This window comes from Silicimonas lutimaris, assembly GCF_047314965.1.
Lineage (GTDB): Bacteria > Pseudomonadota > Alphaproteobacteria > Rhodobacterales > Rhodobacteraceae > JAVJUV01.
Map to the genome: position 1 here is coordinate 1 of NZ_JBLBVK010000053.1, position 17380 is coordinate 17380.

14 protein-coding genes are annotated in these 17380 nt (G+C 64.8%); 5 read left to right on the forward strand and 9 right to left on the reverse strand.

The features are described 5' to 3' along the window. Window positions 1-101 precede the first annotated feature (101 nt). From der to ACKLNI_RS14095, 3 genes are read right to left on the reverse strand one after another with little or no spacing between them, the layout of a single operon-like run. A complete protein-coding gene (gene der, locus ACKLNI_RS14085; RefSeq protein WP_413719715.1) occupies window positions 102-1574 on the reverse strand; it encodes a ribosome biogenesis GTPase Der in 1473 nt (490 codons plus the stop codon). A gap of 48 nt (window positions 1575-1622) precedes the next feature. Next, on the reverse strand, window positions 1623-2930 hold the full coding sequence (locus ACKLNI_RS14090) for an outer membrane protein assembly factor BamB family protein (protein ID WP_413719716.1): 1308 nt from the start codon (window positions 2928-2930) through the stop codon (window positions 1623-1625). A 47-nt stretch (window positions 2931-2977) separates the two neighbouring features. Next, a complete protein-coding gene (locus tag ACKLNI_RS14095; protein ID WP_413719717.1) occupies window positions 2978-3637 on the reverse strand; it encodes a tetratricopeptide repeat protein in 660 nt (219 codons plus the stop codon). 235 nt (window positions 3638-3872) lie between these two features. On the opposite strand from ACKLNI_RS14095, the gene ACKLNI_RS14100 reads away from it, so the two are divergent. Together ACKLNI_RS14100 and ACKLNI_RS14105 are read left to right on the forward strand one after the other, a co-directional pair. Beyond that, a complete protein-coding gene (locus ACKLNI_RS14100; RefSeq protein ID WP_413719718.1) occupies window positions 3873-5108 on the forward strand; it encodes an efflux RND transporter periplasmic adaptor subunit in 1236 nt (411 codons plus the stop codon). Further along, window positions 5105-8815 carry an efflux RND transporter permease subunit gene (locus ACKLNI_RS14105; RefSeq protein ID WP_413719719.1) on the forward strand — a complete coding sequence of 1237 codons (3711 nt, stop codon included), beginning with the start codon at window positions 5105-5107 and terminating at the stop codon, window positions 8813-8815. The genes ACKLNI_RS14100 and ACKLNI_RS14105 overlap by 4 nt, the downstream gene beginning before the upstream one ends. A 105-nt stretch (window positions 8816-8920) precedes the next feature. Here the strand turns inward: ACKLNI_RS14105 and ACKLNI_RS14110 are convergent, their stop codons facing one another. Together ACKLNI_RS14110 and ACKLNI_RS14115 are read right to left on the reverse strand one after the other, a co-directional pair. Further along, window positions 8921-10804: an ABCB family ABC transporter ATP-binding protein/permease gene (locus tag ACKLNI_RS14110; protein WP_413719720.1), complete on the reverse strand. Its 1884-nt coding sequence runs from the start codon at window positions 10802-10804 to the stop codon at window positions 8921-8923. Between the two features lie 132 nt (window positions 10805-10936). Further along, complete coding sequence (locus tag ACKLNI_RS14115) at window positions 10937-12355, reverse strand: LysM peptidoglycan-binding domain-containing protein (RefSeq protein WP_413719721.1); 1419 nt, start codon at window positions 12353-12355, stop codon at window positions 10937-10939. 258 nt (window positions 12356-12613) lie between these two features. On the opposite strand from ACKLNI_RS14115, the gene ACKLNI_RS14120 reads away from it, so the two are divergent. After that, on the forward strand, window positions 12614-13171 hold the full coding sequence (locus ACKLNI_RS14120) for an LOG family protein (RefSeq protein ID WP_413719722.1): 558 nt from the start codon (window positions 12614-12616) through the stop codon (window positions 13169-13171). Here ACKLNI_RS14120 and rarD read toward each other — a convergent pair. The 3 genes from rarD to ACKLNI_RS14135 form a co-directional block, all read right to left on the reverse strand. Further along, window positions 13114-14031, reverse strand: coding sequence for an EamA family transporter RarD (gene rarD / locus ACKLNI_RS14125; RefSeq protein WP_413719723.1), 918 nt, complete (start codon window positions 14029-14031; stop codon window positions 13114-13116). The two genes, ACKLNI_RS14120 and rarD, sit on opposite strands and share 58 nt — an antisense overlap. Window positions 14032-14131: 100 nt before the next feature. Continuing rightward, entirely contained in the window at window positions 14132-14629 is a 498-nt protein-coding gene (locus tag ACKLNI_RS14130; RefSeq protein WP_413719724.1) for an SRPBCC family protein, read from the reverse strand. A 96-nt stretch (window positions 14630-14725) separates the two neighbouring features. Beyond that, window positions 14726-15637: a LysR substrate-binding domain-containing protein gene (locus ACKLNI_RS14135; protein ID WP_413719725.1), complete on the reverse strand. Its 912-nt coding sequence runs from the start codon at window positions 15635-15637 to the stop codon at window positions 14726-14728. Between the two features lie 106 nt (window positions 15638-15743). Between ACKLNI_RS14135 and ACKLNI_RS14140 the strand changes: the two genes are divergently transcribed. Continuing rightward, window positions 15744-16244: a DUF6647 family protein gene (locus ACKLNI_RS14140; RefSeq protein ID WP_413719726.1), complete on the forward strand. Its 501-nt coding sequence runs from the start codon at window positions 15744-15746 to the stop codon at window positions 16242-16244. An 82-nt stretch (window positions 16245-16326) separates the two neighbouring features. Here the strand turns inward: ACKLNI_RS14140 and ACKLNI_RS14145 are convergent, their stop codons facing one another. Beyond that, window positions 16327-16926, reverse strand: coding sequence for a superoxide dismutase (locus ACKLNI_RS14145; protein ID WP_413719727.1), 600 nt, complete (start codon window positions 16924-16926; stop codon window positions 16327-16329). A gap of 252 nt (window positions 16927-17178) precedes the next feature. Between ACKLNI_RS14145 and ACKLNI_RS14150 the strand changes: the two genes are divergently transcribed. Then, window positions 17179-17379, forward strand: coding sequence for a hypothetical protein (locus ACKLNI_RS14150; RefSeq protein WP_413719728.1), 201 nt, complete (start codon window positions 17179-17181; stop codon window positions 17377-17379). Window position 17380: the final 1 nt, after the last annotated feature.

The window sequence follows — 17380 nt, forward strand, 5'->3', positions numbered from 1 at the left end:
CGCTCCCCGCCGTATTTCGCCCAGGAAGAATGTGCGTTTTCGTCAGGATGCACCTGCTCGCGGAAATATGCTTCGGGGACAGCGACTCCGCCTGCGGCCGCTCACTGGCCCAGAGGCGGTTTGCCCAGATGTTTCCGCAGGCGGGACGGCGTGGACTTCTTCTTGTCCTTGTAGGGATTGCGCTCGGAGCGTGACCGGAACGTCAGGCGGATCGGCGTGCCGGGCATGTCAAAGTCGTCCCGCAACGCATTGATCAGGTAACGTTTATAGCTCTCCGGCAGCTTGTCCGGGAAGGACGCCATGATCACGAACCCCGGCGGCCGGGTCTTGGCCTGCGTCGCGTAGCGCAGCTTGATGCGGCGCCCGCCGGGAGCGGGCGGCGGGTGCGCGGACACGACCTCGGCCAGCCATCGGTTCAGTGCGGCAGTCGGCACGCGGCGGTTCCAGACATCGTTGGCACGGATCACAGCCTCGCGCAGCCGGTCGAGGCCGCGGCCGGTCTTGGCCGAAACCGTCACCAGGGGGGCACCGCGGAGCTGTGGCAGGAGGCGTTCGAAGGACTGGCGCAGTTCCTTCAGTTTCTCCTGCTTGTGCTCCTCGACATCCCACTTGTTCACCGCGACCACCACCGCGCGGCCCTCGCGTTCGGCCAGGTCGGCGATCCGCAGATCCTGCTGCTCGAAGGGGATCGCGGCGTCGAGTAGAACGATCACGACCTCGGCGAACTTGACCGCCCGGAGACCGTCCGCAACCGAGAGCTTTTCCAGCTTTTCCTGCACGCGGGCCTTCTTGCGCATGCCCGCCGTGTCGAAGATGCGGACCGGAAGGCCCTCCCAATCCAGCGGGAGAGAGATCGAATCGCGCGTGATGCCCGCCTCCGGGCCGGTCAGCAGGCGCTCTTCACCCAGAAGCCGGTTGATCAGGGTCGACTTGCCTGCGTTGGGGCGGCCAACCACCGCGACCTGCAGGGGTTTTGCCCGCGTGGGCACCCGGGCGGCCGGCCCTTCGCTCTCGTCCTCGGGCAGATCGACATCGACCTCGGGCGCTTCCTCGGCCTCGCGCTCGACGGCTTCGTCGGCGGCGTCGACCAGCGGCGCCAGCACCTCGGCCAGCTCGCCCATGCCTTCACCGTGCTCGGCCGACAGGCGAATGGGCTCGCCCAGGCCCAGGGAATAGGCTTCCAGCAACCCGGCCTCGCCCGCCCTGCCCTCGGCCTTGTTGGCCGCGAGTATCACGTGGGCGGACTTCTTGCGCAGGATTTCGGCGAAAACCTCGTCAGTCGGAAGAACGCCTGCCCGGGCATCGATGATGAAGAGACAGGCATCCGCCATTTCGACGGCGCGCTCCGTCAGCTTGCGCATCCGGCCCTGCAGACTCTCGTCGGTCGCCTCTTCGAGGCCCGCGGTGTCGATGACGGTGAATTTCAGAGGCCCTAGCCGTGCCTCGCCTTCGCGCAGGTCGCGCGTCACGCCCGGCTGGTCATCGACCAGCGCAAGGCGCTTGCCGACCAGTCGGTTGAACAGCGTGGACTTCCCCACGTTGGGGCGGCCCACAAGGGCGAGTGTGAAGCTCATGTCGGGCCTCGGTTTGAGATCAGGCGGTGTCCATACACCAGCCTTCCGTCAGCGGAAAGCGTGAAGCGTACCGTCCTCGGTGACAATGTACAGCGTCCCGCCCGCCACCACCGGGTTGCGCGCGGCGCCGCGCGGCAGGGCGACCGACGTGATCAGGCTGCCGGTAACGGGATCGAATTCTCGCAACTGGCCGTCATCCGAAGGGACAAGCAACCGTCCGCCCGCAAGGACCGGGCCGTAATGCGCATAGACGGACTTCCGGCGGGTGAGCCTGTCGCGGGTGAAGAACGGCAGGTCCTCGGCCCAGATCGTTTCGCCCGTCGCCGAATCGAGCCGGATCAGCCGGTTCTCGTCGGAAATCAGGAAAACGCTGCCTCCGGCGACCCAAACCGGGCTCATCGCGCCTTCATTAGCGCGCCAGACCGGCTGGCCTGTGGCCGCATCGAAGGCAGCGGCGCGGCCGGAATGATTGCCCGCATAGATAATGTTGCCGACCGCGACCGGATCGCCGGACAGGTCCGAAATCCGCGAAAAGGCTCTTTCGCGGCGCTCGCCGGCGACGGACGCGGCCCAGGCCTGGGTTCCGGGACCGGAAACGGCGGCGATCATCTGTCCGCTCGAAAGCGGGAAAACGACCAGTTGTCCCGCGATGGCCGGGGATGGGCCGCCTGCAAGCCCGCTTTCGCTGGGCGCGCCGACCACCTGCCAGAGGATACGGCCGGTGCCCGCGTCGATGGCCCAGCCAAGCGCGTTCCGCGTCACGACGTGGACGACGCCGTTCGAGACCGTGGGCGCGCCCGTGGCGGCGGATTGAAGATCCTGAACCCATCGCACATCGCCGGTGGCGGCATCGAGCGCGGTGAGTTCTCCGAAGCCCGTCGTCACGTAGAGCGTATCGCCAGCGGCTGCGATGCCCCCCCCGGACGCGTCGTCGGGGCGATCCGCGGCGGGTGTGAGGTCGCGGGTCCAGAGCGTCGCGCCGGCGGTTGTCACCGCCGTGACGCGCGCGCGGCTGTCGAGCGTGAAGACGCGGCCGTTCGAAACCACTGGGTCGGCTGTCAGCCGATGTTTGCGGCCGTTGCCCTCACCGATGCGCACCGACCAGACCGGCTGGAGAACGCGGTCCAGCGCCGGATGGGTCAGCGCGTGCGACGGGTTTCCGTTGCGGTGGGTCCAGTCGGCGTTTACCGCGGCGGCTGGAAGGGAGAGCGGCGCGGCGCGATTGACCGCATCCTCTAACGTGGCCGGGGCCTCGCCGGAGAGTTCAAGCCGTTCACCGGGAAGAAGAAGCTCCTGCTCGCCGCAAGCGGCCAGCAGAACAGCCGCCACCGCAGCTGCGACTACAGGTTTCACCATGGGTATCAACCGCTTCGCCCCCTCGTCTCAGAACCGCCGCGACACCGTCAGGTAGCCGCGAGCTCGCCTCCAAGTGCCACAATCAACTGAGAGACGCGACGGCGCAAGTCCTGTGTGACCTCTGCATCTTCAGCGATGCGTTTGAGTGTCTCCAGCGCCTTGGCGGTGTCTCCGGCCTCGATTTCGGCCAGAGCGATCTGCTCAAGCGCCATCAAGCGATACGGGCTGCCGGGAACGGCGATCGGCGACAGGCGCGACATGCGGTCTTCCGGCGCGACCTCGCCGGCGGACAGGATAACGGACTTCAGAGCCGCAAGATCGCGAATCCGGGCCGGAAGGGTGGCGTCGCCAGCCACCGCATCGAGAATGTCGCGGGCCTTGACGATGTTGCCCGCCTCGACCTCGGTGCTGGCCTGCAACAGTTGCGTGACGGCGCGGCGTCCGGGATCTTCGGGCAAGTCCAGCGCGGCCAGCGCCGCAGCCCTGCCCTCCGGCGTTTCGTCGGCCAGCGCGGCCAGAAGCGCGTCGCCGGCGGCTTCCGCCTCGGCCTGAGCGGTGGCCTTGCGCCACTCGTTGAAGCCGGCCCCACCCACGAGCACGACCACAGCCAACGCCGCCATCCAGCCATACTTCTTGTAAAGCGCGTAGAGCTTGTCCCTGCGGACCTCTTCGGTGACTTCGTCGATGAACGAATCCTGATTGGACACGGGCTTGCCTTTGCCTTGATTTCCTACTTTGCCGACCTCTTATCGCGTGCATCGCAGGAATGCAAAGAGCGCAACTCTGCCGTGACTCTTGTAATCTTGCGGTCTGCTGCCGAAATGATTAATCTGAACTGAACGGTTCAGCGTAGAAAAGAAGTAATTTTGGTGTCAGACAGTCAATTCGAGCAAAATGCCCGGGGGCGATCTGGCCAGGAGCCGCATATAAGATGAGACCCGAATGAGACCGCTTTCCGTAATCAGCGCCCTGCTTGTCGTCGCCGTTCTGTTCGTTCTGGTGTTCCAGAGGGACGCGCTTCTGAGTTTCGCCGGCGCCGAGCCGCAGGGCGAGACCGCGACCGCAGCCGCTGGAACCGATGCGGCGGCCAGCCAGGGCGACGGGCTGCGCCACGTGTCTGTGGTTGCGATCAAGTCGCGCGCCTCGACCGTCGACGGGGCAGTCATCCTGCGGGGCCGGACCGAAGCGGACCGCCAGGTGGATGTGCGGGCCGAAACATCGGGCCAGGTGGTCAATCACCCGCTCCGCAAAGGCGCTTTCGTCGAGGAAGGCGACCTTTTGTGCGAGCTCGACCCGGGAACGCGCGAGATCGCGCTTTCCGAAGCGCAGGCACGGTTGAGCGAAGCCAAGGCGGGTCTGCCGACGGCAGAGGCGCGGCTGGCGGAATCCAAGGCCCGTCTTGCCGAAGCCGAGATCAACGACAATGCGGCGTCCCGCCTGTCGCAGGAGGGTTTCGCCTCGGAAACGCGCGTCGCTGCTGCGACCGCTGCGGTCGAAGCGGGGCGCGCGCTGGTGCAAAGCTCGGTCTCGGGCGTCGAAAGCGCCAAGGCAGCGATCCAGTCCGCCGAAGCGGCCGTGGCGCGCGCCGAGGAAGAACTGACCAATCTCAGCATCCGCGCCCCGTTCGCGGGCCTCCTCGAAACGGACGCCGCCGAACTCGGCTCGCTGCTGCAGCCGGGCTCGCTTTGCGCCACCATCATCCAGCTTGACCCTATTCGCCTGGTCGGTTTCGTGCCCGAAACCATGGTCGACCGTGTTGAGGTCGGCGCGATTGCCGGTGCCCGGCTGGCTTCGGGCCGGCAGGTTGTCGGGGAGGTCACCTTCCTCAGCAGGTCGGCGGATCCCAATACCCGCACGTTCCGCGTCGACATCACCGTACCGAATGCGGATCTGTCGATCCGCGATGGCCAGACCGCGGAAATCGCCATCCAGTCGGACGGAGAAACGGCGCATCTGCTGCCTCAATCCGCGCTGACGCTGGACGACTCGGGCCGGCTTGGCGTGCGCCTTGTCGCCGACAAGGTCGCCAGTTTTGCCCCTGTCGACGTGGTTCGCGACGCGACCAACGGCATCTGGGTCACCGGCCTCGATCTGGTCGCCGATGTGATTGTGGTCGGACAGGAATTCGTGACCGACGGCGTGCCGGTTGACGTCACCTACCGGGAGTCCAGCAAATGACCGGTATCGTCGACTGGGCCGCAAGCCGTGCCCGGATGGTCATCGCTTTCATCATCCTGTCGATCATGGCGGGTGCCTTTGCCTATGGCGGCCTGCCGAAAGAGGGCGAGCCGGATATCGAGATCCCGGCGCTTTTCGTCAGCGTGCCCTTCCCCGGTATTTCGGCGGAAGACAGCGAAAAGCTGCTGGTGCGCCCGATGGAGACCGAGCTTTCCGATCTGGACGGGCTGAAGACGATGACCGGCACGGCCGCCGAAGGCTATGCGATCGTCATCCTCGAATTCGAGTTCGGCTGGGACAAGACCAAGATCATCGCCGACGTGCGCGCCGCCATGACCAAGGCCGAGGCCCAGTTCCCCGATGGCGCGGACCAGTACACGATTGACGAGTTCAATTTCAGCGAATTTCCGATCATCATCGTGAACCTCACCGGCGCGCTCCCGGAGCGGACACTGCTGCGCGTCGCAAAGGACCTGCAGGACCGGCTGGAAGGGCTGGAGCCTGTTCTGGAGGCCGCGCTGACCGGGCACCGTGACGAGATGGTCGAGGTGGTGATCGATCCTCTGCGCCTTGAAGCCTATAACGTCACGGCGGGCGAACTGATCGGTGTCGTGGTCAACAACAACCAGCTGATCGCGGCCGGTGAGATCGAATCCGATACCGGCGCCTTCGCCGTGAAGATCCCGTCCTCGTTCAACGATCAGCAAGACATCTACAACCTGCCCGTCAAGACCGACGGCGACAGGATCGTGACCCTTGGGGATATCGCCGATATCCGTCTGACCTTCGAGGACCGCACCGGAACCGCCCGGTTCAACGGCGAGACCACGGTTGCGCTGCAGGTGGTCAAGCGCAAGGGCTACAACATCATCGACACCGCCAAGCTGGTGACCGCCGAGGTCGAGGCCGAACGCGCCACATGGCCTCCCGAGCTTCGGGAAGCGATCCGCGTCGGCACCTCGAACGACCAGTCGCGGAACGTGGAAAGCATGGTCAGCCAGCTTGAGGGCTCGGTGCTGACCGCCGTGGCGCTGGTGATGATCGTGGTTCTGGCGTCTCTGGGCACGCGCTCGGCGCTGCTGGTGGGCTTTGCGATCCCGACCTCGTTCCTTTTGTGCTTCGCGCTTCTGGCCGTCATGGGCGTGACGATCTCGAACATCGTCATGTTCGGCCTGATCCTCGCCGTCGGCATGCTCGTCGACGGGGCGATCGTGGTCGTCGAATACGCGGACAAGCGCATCCGGGAAGGCATGGGTCCCATGCACTCCTACGTCGAAGCCGCAAAGCGGATGTTCTGGCCGGTGGTTTCGTCCACCGCCACGACGCTCTGCGCCTTCCTGCCCATGCTGTTCTGGCCGGGCGTGCCGGGCCAGTTCATGGGAATGCTGCCGGTCACGCTGATCTTCGTGCTGTCGGCCTCGCTGGTCGTGGCGCTGATCTACCTGCCGGTCATGGGTGGGGTCGCGGGACGCATGACACGTCTCTTCGAGCGCGCCTCGGCCGGGTTGAAGCGTTCCACCCCCTGGTGGCTGCGCGCTCTTCTGGTGCCGGTGACGATGTACTCCATGTTCCTTGGCGCGTTGCAGGTGCTGAACCCGGCGTACCTCTTGCCCGAAGGCACCGGATTCGGGGGCTCCGTCTTTGGCGCCATCCTCTTCGCCGCGGCCGCTATGGCCTCTTCGGTCACGCTGGGCGCCGCCAAGATCGAACGCCGCCGCGACCGGCTTGAAACCGGCTATCGCCGCACGCCGTTCGGCTATTTCATCGCCTTTATCGCCGGAAACCCCGTGATGCCCGTGGTCACCATCGGCGCCGTGGTCTTCTTCGTCATCTCGGTCTTCGGTTACTTCGGCCAGAACAACAACGGTGTCGAATTCTTCGTCGAGAGCGAGCCGGAACAAGCCATCGTCTATGTCCGCGCACGCGGCAACCTTTCGCTGGCCGAGAAGGACCGCCTGGTGGCCGAGGTCGAAAAGGTCACCCTGAACACCAATGGCGTGGACAGTGCTTTTGCCTTCGCCGGCGCTGGCGGGCTGAATGCCAACACCGGCGGCGCCGCCGGTCCGAACGATACGATCGGCCAGGTCCAGATCGAGTTGATCCCGTGGGAAGATCGCGCAGCCTTCGCAGAGGCGAACGACTATCCGGTCGAACAGCTGGATGGCGATGTCGTACTGGAAAAACTCCAGGCGCGGCTGGAGCAGATCCCCGGCATCAGGATCGAGATCTTGAACCTGTCGCGTGGCCCGGCAAGTGCCAAGCCTGTCCACCTGCGGCTCAAATCCGACAACTGGGAAGAGCTGCTGGCCTCGACGGCTACAGCACGTGCGAAGTTTGAGGAGACCGCGGGCCTGATCGATATCGAAGATACACTGCCCCTGCCCGGCATCGACTGGCAGATCAATGTCGATGTCGAGAAAGCCGGCCGCTACGGCGCGGACGTGGCGACCGTCGGCGGCATGGTTCAGCTTGTGACCCGCGGCCTGCTGCTGGACACGATGCGCGTGGAAAGTTCCGACGAGGAAATCGAGATCCGCGTGCGCCTGCCGGAGGATGACCGCGTACTCTCGACACTGGACACACTGAAGGTGCGCACGGCGGACGGGCTTGTGCCGCTCTCGAACTTCATCACGCGCGAGCCGGTAGCGCAGCTGGCGCAGATCAACCGCGTCGATCAGAAGCGGTTCTTCGATGTGAAGGCAAACGTCGCGCCGGAACTCGTCAAGCTCCGGACCGACAGCCTTGTTCCGGTTGGCGTTGCCCGGCAAATCACGGCCGACGATGGATCGACCAGCTACGAGCTGATCGAGACGCTGAACGACGCATCGCGGGACGAGGTGGAGGCGATGCTGGCCGACGGGCGCCTGACGCCGCTTCCGATCACCCCGAACGAACGGATCGAAGCGCTGACCGAGTGGCTGCAAAGCGAAGGCGCGCTGCCCGCCGGAACAGATTGGGAATGGACCGGTGACCAGGAGGATCAGGCGGAAAGCCAGGCCTTCCTGCAGGTCGGCTTCTCTGCCGCGCTGGGGCTGATGTTCATCATCCTGCTCGCGCAGTTTAACTCGTTCTACAACGCGATCCTGGTGCTTCTGGCGGTCGTTCTCTCGACGACAGGCGTTCTGATCGGCATGCTGGTCATGGATCAGCCCTTCTCGATCATCATGACCGGAACGGGGATCGTCGCGCTGGCGGGGATCGTGGTGAACAACAACATCGTGCTGATCGATACCTACCAGGAGTATTCCCAGTACATGACCCGGATCGAGGCGATCGTGCGCACCGCCGAGGCGCGGATTCGCCCCGTTCTGCTGACCACGATCACCACGATGGCGGGACTTGCACCCATGATGTTCGGCCTTTCGCTGGATTTCATCGGCGGCGGATACTCGATCGACAGCCCGACGGCGCTCTGGTGGAAGCAATTGGCGACCGCCGTGGTCTTCGGTCTTGGCATCGCGACCGTCCTGACGCTGGTCATGACACCTTCGATGCTGGCGTTGCGCATCTGGTTCTGGACCATCGCCGGCGCCATCCTGACCCGGATCAGCGCCTGGACCCGCGGCTCGGGCTCGCGCACCGCGCGCGACTATGCCCTGCGCCGCGCGACAAAGAAGATCACCAATACCGATCTGGTCTGGGACGTGGCCGAGAACCCCAGCGCACCGCGGCGGCCGGACGCTCCGGAGTTGCGCGCGGCCGAATAGGTCGCGCCTTCCACGGGAGACTTGGCACGTCTTTCTTGGCGCCGTCAGAAGGACATTGAAGAACCGTTCAGTTGCGAAGTTCTCCGCGAGGGCTCGTCGGCTGCCCTAAGACTTGCCACCTGTCGCAGCTTCGGGCGCGCCGCCACCCTCCAGCACGTCAAGAGCCCGCACCCGAGGTCCGTTATCTTCTTCGCCGGATGCCTGGCGCTGCCAGAGGCTTGCATAGCGCCCCCCTTTCGCAAGCAGGGAATCGTGATTGCCTTCTTCGACGATTTCGCCCTTCTCCAGCACCACGATCCGGTCCGCATCCGCGATGGTCGAGAGGCGATGCGCGATGGTGATCACCGTTCGGCCCTCGCCCATGGCCTTCAGTTCGCCCTGGATCTCGACCTCGGTCTCGGTATCCAGCGCGCTGGTCGCTTCATCGAGCAGCAGGATGGGCGGGTTCTTCAACAGGGTTCGGGCGATGCCCACACGTTGCTTTTCGCCACCCGAGAGCTTCAGCCCGCGTTCGCCGACGGCGGTATCATAGCCCTCGGGCAGGCTCTCGATGAAGTCATTGATCTTGGCAGCCCTGGCGGCTTCCACGATCTCCTCACGGCTGGCTTCGGGGCGACCATAGGCGATGTTGTAGTAGATCGTGTCGTTGAACAGCACCGTGTCCTGCGGCACGACGCCGATCGCCTCGTGCAGGCTTTCCTGGGTCACGTCGCGCACATCCTGCCCGTCGATTCTGAGCGCCCCTCCGGTCACGTCGTAGAAGCGGAACAGAAGCCGCCCGATGGTCGACTTCCCCGATCCCGAAGGCCCCACGATCGCCACGGTCTGTCCCGCCGGCACATGCAGCGAGACACCCTTCAGAACCGGCCGCGCGGCATCATATCCGAAGTGGATGTCGTCAAAGACCACTTCGCCGCCGTTCACCTTCAAAGCCGGCGCGCCGGGCTTGTCCTTCACTTCGGCCGGCTGCTCCAGAAGATCGAACATCTCGCCCATATCGACCAGCGACTGCCGGATCTCGCGATAGACCGTGCCCAGGAAGTTGAGCGGCATGGTGATCTGGATCATATAGGCGTTCACCATGACGAAGTCGCCCACCGTCAGTGTCCCGTTCGCCACGCCGACCGCGGCCATGACCATCACGATCACCAGCCCGGCGGTGATCAGGAGCGATTGGCCGAAGTTCAGGAAGGCCAGCGAATAGGAGGTCTTCAGCGCGGCGGCCACATAGCGTTCCATCGCGCGGTCATAGCGCGCCGCCTCGCGCCGCTCGGCGCCGAAATACTTGACGGTCTCGAAGTTCAGCAGGCTGTCGATGGCCTTCTGGTTGGCGTCCGTGTCCTGCTCGTTCATCTCGCGGCGAATCTTCACCCGCCACTCGGTCACCTTGAATGTGAACCAGGTGTAGAGCCAGATCGTCACCACGACCACGACCAGGTACCAGATGTCGAAAACGACGGCGAGAACGACGCCGATCATCAGAAGCTCCAGTACCAGCGGGCCGATCGAGAACAGCAGGAACCGCAGCAGGAACTCCACGCCCTTCACGCCGCGCTCTATGATGCGGGAAAGCCCGCCCGTCTTGCGGGTGATGTGATAGCGCATGGAGAGCGCATGGATATGCTCGAAGGTCTCCAGAGCCAGCATCCGAAGCGCGCGCTGGCCAACGGCCGCGAAGAACACGTCGCGCAGCTGCTGAAGACCCACGTTCATCAGCCGTGCCACGCCATAGGCCACTGTCAGCCCGATCGCCCCCAGTCCCAGCGCCCAGGCCGCATCGACGTTCTCGCCGCCCAGCGCGTCGACGGCGGCCTTGTAGAAGAACGGGTTCGCTACGGCGACGATCTTGGACACCAGAAGCGCGATCATGGCCAGCACAACCTGGCGTTTCACCCAGGGAAGTTCGTCGGGCCAGAGATAGGGCGCGACCTTGCGGATGGTGCGCCAGCCGCTTCCGCGCTCGGTTCGGGGGGTATGGGTATCGGTCATCGGAGGCTAGTTAAGACCAACATGCGGAAATGACCAGAAGCCACGTCTTCTTCCTGGCGCAAATACGGCGGGGAGGTCCGGAGGGGCAGCGCCCCTCCGGCGCGTCGGCGCGGGCGCAGCCCGCGGCGAAACTCAATCCGGAACGCTGAAAATCTGGCCCGGATAGATCAGGTCGGGGTTCCGTATACGGTCGGTATTGGCCTCGAAAACCCGCACATAAAGGACCCCTTCACCGTATTTCTCGCGTGCGATCCCCCAAAGCGTATTGCCCGGCTGAACAGTGATCAGCGAGACCGGGGCAAGCGATGTCGCCGGCGCGGCGTCCAGCGCCTTGATCGCCTCGACGGATTCGCGCCGGAACGGCGTCTCTGCGCGACTGACGACGCGGCCTTCGTCGTTCAGTTCGTCCACGCGCAGCGTGTAGGTTCCTGTATCGACGTCCGGCAGGTCGGTGCGCCACTGGCCATCTGCGCCGATCTCGACATCGACCAGCGGCTGATTGTCGAGATAAACGCGCACGCTCGACGTTCCGGTGGCGCGGCCGGCCAGAGCCACCTCCCCCGCCGCATCGTAACTGATCGAGTCGATCGAGACGTTGCTCATCGCCCGGGGCTGGTCGCCCGCGTTCTGCAGGACCCGCACGCCGGTCTCGTCGGCCAGAAGCACCGTCGGGGCCGCCGGCGGCACTGGCGCGGACTGCGGGGCAGTCGCCGGGTCGGAGGCGGCGGGTGTCATCACCACTTCGGGTTGGGCCGCATCGCCGGAGACGCCTTCCGCAGGGGGCTCGTCGCCGGTCCCCGCCACGTCTTCCGCGGCCTGCCCTTCGGGTTCCGGCCCGGCTCCTTCCGCCGCTGGCGTGGCCGCCTCTTCAGTGGCCGAGCTTTCCGTGCTCTGCCCTTCGGGCTCCGCCTCCGCCACCACCAGTGGAGCAAGCGGGGGAACCGGCGCCAGGATCACATTGGCGTCGGCCTCCAAGATCGACCCGTCCGACCGTTCCTCGGTCATGGTGAGAACCCGCGGGGTATCGGACGCCCCGACGTCGGCGAACATCACGAAATTCCCGCTGGCATCGGCATCGGCGCTTGCCACAAGCGCACCGTCGAGGAACAGGCGCACCACGGCACCCGGCGCGGCGCGTCCGGCGATCAGTGTCGAGCCGCCCGGCTCCACCCTTACGATATCGAACTCGGCACGGGAAACGGGCGCTGCGCCTTCCGGAGCCGCTTCGGCCCCGGCGGCGGCGTCATCCGCCGGCACTGCGTCTGTCCCGTCCGACGGAACGGTTTCCGGCGCGATCGCGGTGACGTCTTCTGTGGGGGCTTCGCCGGCTTCGGGAGCGGTCTCGACCGCCGCTTCGGCCGTTTCCGATGCGCTCTCGGCCTGCGCGGGCGCCTCTGCGGGCGCAACGGTTTGGCCGGGCACTTCCGCCGGCGCCGCGGGAACGGCAACCTCCCCGGTTTCGGGAGCACCGAAAGGGCGAAGGAAAACCAATACGGCCCCTATGACCAACACGATGGCCAAGGCAGCCCAAAGTCTAGCACGCGACGTCACGATCCGGTCTTCTCCAAAAGGCAGCTTCCCCGAAAAACCCCAGGCCAAGACCCGGCCAGAGCTTGGCGGACCTTATCAACACCCAGAAGCAGGGTCAAAACGCTTTCATGCAAGGCAATTCTGCCTTTTCCTCATGCAAAGTCGCACGCTTCACCCGGCTGGCACGATCCTTCCGGCGCCGAAAACGACGATTGCTTGAGCCTCCCGCCCGCGCGATCTACACCCGTGGGCAAGGCATCACGAGCAAAGGTTCCTCCCATGTCCCAAGCCAGTTTCTCGCTTTGCGTCTATTGCGGCTCGCGGCCGGGAGCAGACCCGGCCTACATGGAGGCGGCCTCCGAACTTGGCCGTATCATTGCCACCGAGGGCTGGCGGCTGGTCTATGGCGCGGGCGATGTCGGAATGATGGGAGCGGTGGCCGAGGCCGCCGTGAATGCGGGTGCCGCAACGCTGGGCGTCATACCGACCCATCTTCTCGATGCCGAAGCTCCGCGCGGGATTTTCGGCGACCGGATCATCACCGAGACAATGCACGAGCGGAAGAAGGTGATGTTCATGAATGCCGACGCCGTCGCGGTTCTGCCCGGCGGTGCAGGCTCGCTGGACGAGTTCTTCGAGGTGCTGACCTGGGCGCAGATCGGACTTCACGGCAAGCCGCTCTACCTTGTCGACGTGAACGGCTACTGGCAGCCCCTGATCGCCCTCGTGGACCATGTGATCGCAGAGGGCTTTGCCGGCCCTGGTCTGAGGTCTCTGTTTCAGCCGGTTCCCGGCGTGGCGGCGCTGGCCGCCGCGCTTCGCGCCGCACGGTCCTGAGACAAGGCGCTCCAGGAGTAGATCGCAAGCCCTGCCCAGATCAGGGGAAACGCGACGGCGTGAGAAAGCCCCATGGGTTCGGAAAGGACAACCGCTGCGAGCAGGAACTGGATGGACGGGTTCATGTACTGCAGCAGACCGACCGTGGCGAGCCGCACGCGCTTTGCCGCAAAGGAAAAGAGGATGAGCGGCACAGCGGTCATCGGCCCGCTCAGCACGAGAAGGACCCAGGTTTTCGCGTCCGTCGGCAGCGCTTCCGCGAAGAACATCAGCCAGATGAACGCCAAGGGCGACAGCACGAGCACCTCGGCCGTCACCGAGACGACCGGGCCCGTCGAGACACGCTTCTTGAGAACGCCGTAAACCCCGAAAGTCGAGGCAAGCACGAGACTGATCCACGGCGCTGTCCCGAGCCCGCCGGTCAGCACCAGCACCGCCACGAGGGCCATCCCCACCGCCAGCCATTGCACGCCCGACAACCGCTCGCCGAAGACGATCATGCCCAGAAGCACCGAGACCAGCGGATAGATGTAGTACCCAAGGCTCGTCTCGGTCACGCGGTCGATCTGGATCGCGTAGATGAACAGGAACCAGTTAACCGAGATCAGAAGCGCGGCCAGAACGATCCAGAGGGTCTGGCGCCTGTCGGCCAGGGCGGCGCCCAGCGCCGGAAGGCGCCTCTGCAGACCAAGGACGACCACGAAGAACACCACCGACCAGATTGTACGCTGTGCAAGGATGTCGGCGGGCGAGACATGGCCGAGCAGCCGGTAGAACAGCGGCGAAAGCCCCCAGATCAGACAGGCGCCGATCATGGCCAGTACGCCCGCCCGGGCGTTCTTTCGGGCTTTATCGCTCATGGAGCCTCTTCAGGAGTGCAAAAGCGGTGCCGACATGCACAGGCGCTTTCCTGTGTTTCTCTGCCTCTGGCGGTGTGAGGTCAAGTGAATGGCCTCGGATTCAGCCTTTCAATCCGGCCAGAATCTCGTCGAGGATGTCCATGCCCATGCCCCAGCCCTGTCCCAGCCCCTCGAGCGCTCCGGCAAAGAACGCCCGTTCCTCTTCGCTGGCCTCGTGAGGTGTCCAGACGAGGCGCATGTCGGTTCCGCCGTCCGGCGCCGGGGTGAAGGTGATCTCGGTATGCATGACGCGGGGCCAGTCCGGCATCTTCGGATTGACGATGGTTTTCCAGTCCGCATCGGTCATCGATTGCAGGAAGACGAGTCGCGAGGGCGCAACGGTTTCGATGTAATCAGCCCTCTGGAAAGCCGACCAGCCGTCGCCCTTCATCTCGACCAGCCAGCTGCCGCCGGGCGCAAGCTCGTTGGCATGAACGACAGTTTCGACCCCCGGTCCGTACCAGCGGGACTGGTGTTTCTCGTCGGTCCAGGCTTCCCAGACCAGGTCCGGCGAGGCATCGAAGCGGCGCTCCAGAATGAATTGGGTCTTGTCGCTCATGAATGACCTCCACTCGGGCACGCGTTGACTGGGCGACCGGCGATCGCTCCGGCCTGCGCCAGTTGAGGCCCTCTGGCACGGATGGTCAAGGTCGCGCTACTCGGCGACATGCATCTTCGGAAGAGCGCTGCCGTGGGCAAGGCTTTCGCCGTGAATCCAGTCGGCGAAGCTGCGGATCATGGGATCGTCGGCCCGGTGGAGCGGATAGGCCACCGAATAGATCACGATCGGCATCGTCACATGGTCGAAGAGCCGAACCAGCCGTCCCGACGCCACAGTGTCGCGAACGACCGCGTCGTAGGCCAAAGACACACCCTGCCCCTGCTCCGCCGCCGTTGTCGCGAACTCGCAATTCGGGAATGTCGGTCCAAGCGGCATCCGGGGCGGCACGACGCCCGCGATACGGAACCATTCCGCCCAGGCGTCCATCACCTCGTCATGCATCAGCGTGGCCCGCAACAGATCGCTCGGGCGCTCGATGGCTTCGCGAGCGGCATAATCGGGGTGAGCGACCGGGTAGCGGGCGGATTGCATCAGAGGGTCGACCCGGACGCCGTCCACGGGTTCGTCACCCCAGTGGATGACCACGTCCGCATCGTTCGTGGCGAAATCGGTGGACGGAGCGCCTTCGGACACGCGCAGCCGGATTTGCCTGCCGAACGGCAGGCGGTCGAGACGGGGCACCATCCAGCGCGCCGCGAAACCGGGCGTGGTGAGAACGCGGAGCTGCCGGTCATCGGATGGCGAGACGCGGGCCGTGCTGGCCTCGAATGCATCGAGCAGATGTGTAAGCCGGGGCGCATAGGTCTGTCCCGTCAGCGTCAGCCGCAACCTGTTTCCGTCGCGCTCGAACAGCTTTGTGTCGAGGTACTCTTCCAGCGACCGGACCTGATGGCTGACCGCCGAGGGGCTGAGGCACAGCTCGTCAGCAGCGATCTTGAAACTTCCGTGCCGGGCCGCGGCCTCGAAGGCGCGGACGGCAGCAAAGGGTGGCAGCTTCCGGGCCATTGCGGATGAATTCCTTTCATCTGCAGTTGAAAACAAGCCTTTTGCGGCAACGCTGACCCCATCCTAGCATCACTCCAGACAATCTCAAAACCGAAGGGTCTTCCTCATGCGCCGCATGTTCCGCGTCAGCCTCGCGCTGGCCGTCCTCTCCCTTGTTGCCTTCTCCCAGCCCGGACAGGCCGGTTCTGCCTCCCTGCCCGAACTGATCGAGGAACTGGAAAGCTGGCTGGACACGAACAGCCCGTGGCCACGCCGCGAGACACCGCCCGCCATTCGCATGCTACCGCCGTCACTTGCCGCGGGTCAGTACGGCTCGGCAGGTTACGCAGGCGGCAGACTGCGCGCCTTCTACGACGGTGGAACGGACACGATCACGCTGGTCAGCCCCTGGGACATTCGCGATCCCGCTGACCAGAGCGTCCTCCTGCACGAACTGGCCCACCACCGCCAGGCGCCACACCACTGGTATTGCGCCGGGGCGCAGGAGCTTCCAGCCTACCGCCTGCAGGCCGCATGGGCCGAGGAAAACGGGGCCATGGTCTCGATCAACTGGATGGCCGCCGTCATGGAGTCCGGTTGCACCCGCCGGGACATTCACCCTGACTGAACCGGCATCGCCGGCGGACATGGAAAAGGCCTGCCGGCTACACCGCCGGCAGGCCTTTCATTCTCAATCCGACTGTGGCCGCTTACATCCGCGAGGCCACGTTCTCCCAGTTGACGAGGTTGTCGAGGAAGTTCGTCAGGTAGGCGGGACGCTTGTTGCGGAAGTCGATGTAGTAGGAGTGCTCCCATACGTCACAACCCAGAAGCGCAGTCTGGCCGAAGCAGAGCGGGTTCACGCCGTTCTCGGTCTTGGTGACCGCCAGCGAACCGTCGGCGTTCTTGACCAGCCAGGCCCAGCCCGAACCGAACTGGCCGGCGCCAGCCGCGGAAAACTGCGACTTGAACTCGTCGACCGAACCGAAGCTTTCGGTCAGCGCCTTCTCCAGGTCGCCCGGCATCTTGCTGTCGCCCGGCCCCATCATCTCCCAGAACTGGTTGTGGTTCCAAAGCTGGCTGATGTTGTTGAAGATGCCGTTCTGCGCGACGGCGGTCTTGTTGTAAGTGCCGACAATGATCTCTTCGAGAGACTTGTTCGCCCACTCGGTGCCTTCGATCAGCTTGTTGCCGTTGTCGACGTAAGCCTTGTGATGCAGGTCGTGGTGATATTCCAGCGTCTCTTTCGACATGCCTTTGGAGGCCAGCGCGTCGTGAGCGTAGGGAAGATCGGGAAGTTCGAATGCCATGGGTGGGGTCCCCCTCTGTCTGGTGATCGTTGGTGCATTACCTGAGGCGGGATGGCCTCCGGGTCAAGGCCGTTCCCGCCAATCAGGCGGTTTGCAGGCCCCGAATCCGCGCCGTTTCTCCACGGAAATCTCTTTCTGACGCGTTTTTTACGCACTTCTTGCGCTTGGATGATCCGGGTTTGGCGTTCGCCTGACGCCGCCGGGCGAAGCTGGCTTCATCGAAAACGCAGACACCGGACCAGGAGACATGCAATGACCACCATCGCCACACGCGCTTTCCGCACCTTCCGCTTCCGCTTCAACCCTTTTGCCTACATCCTGCGCCTCGACGCCGCCTATCGCGAGATGCGCAAGTTCAAGGAACTGGACGAGGAGAGGCTGGCCGACATGGGCCTCACAAAGAAGGACAAGGACCGCGCCTTTCTGCAGCAGTTCGCCGCGCGCGACCGCTGAA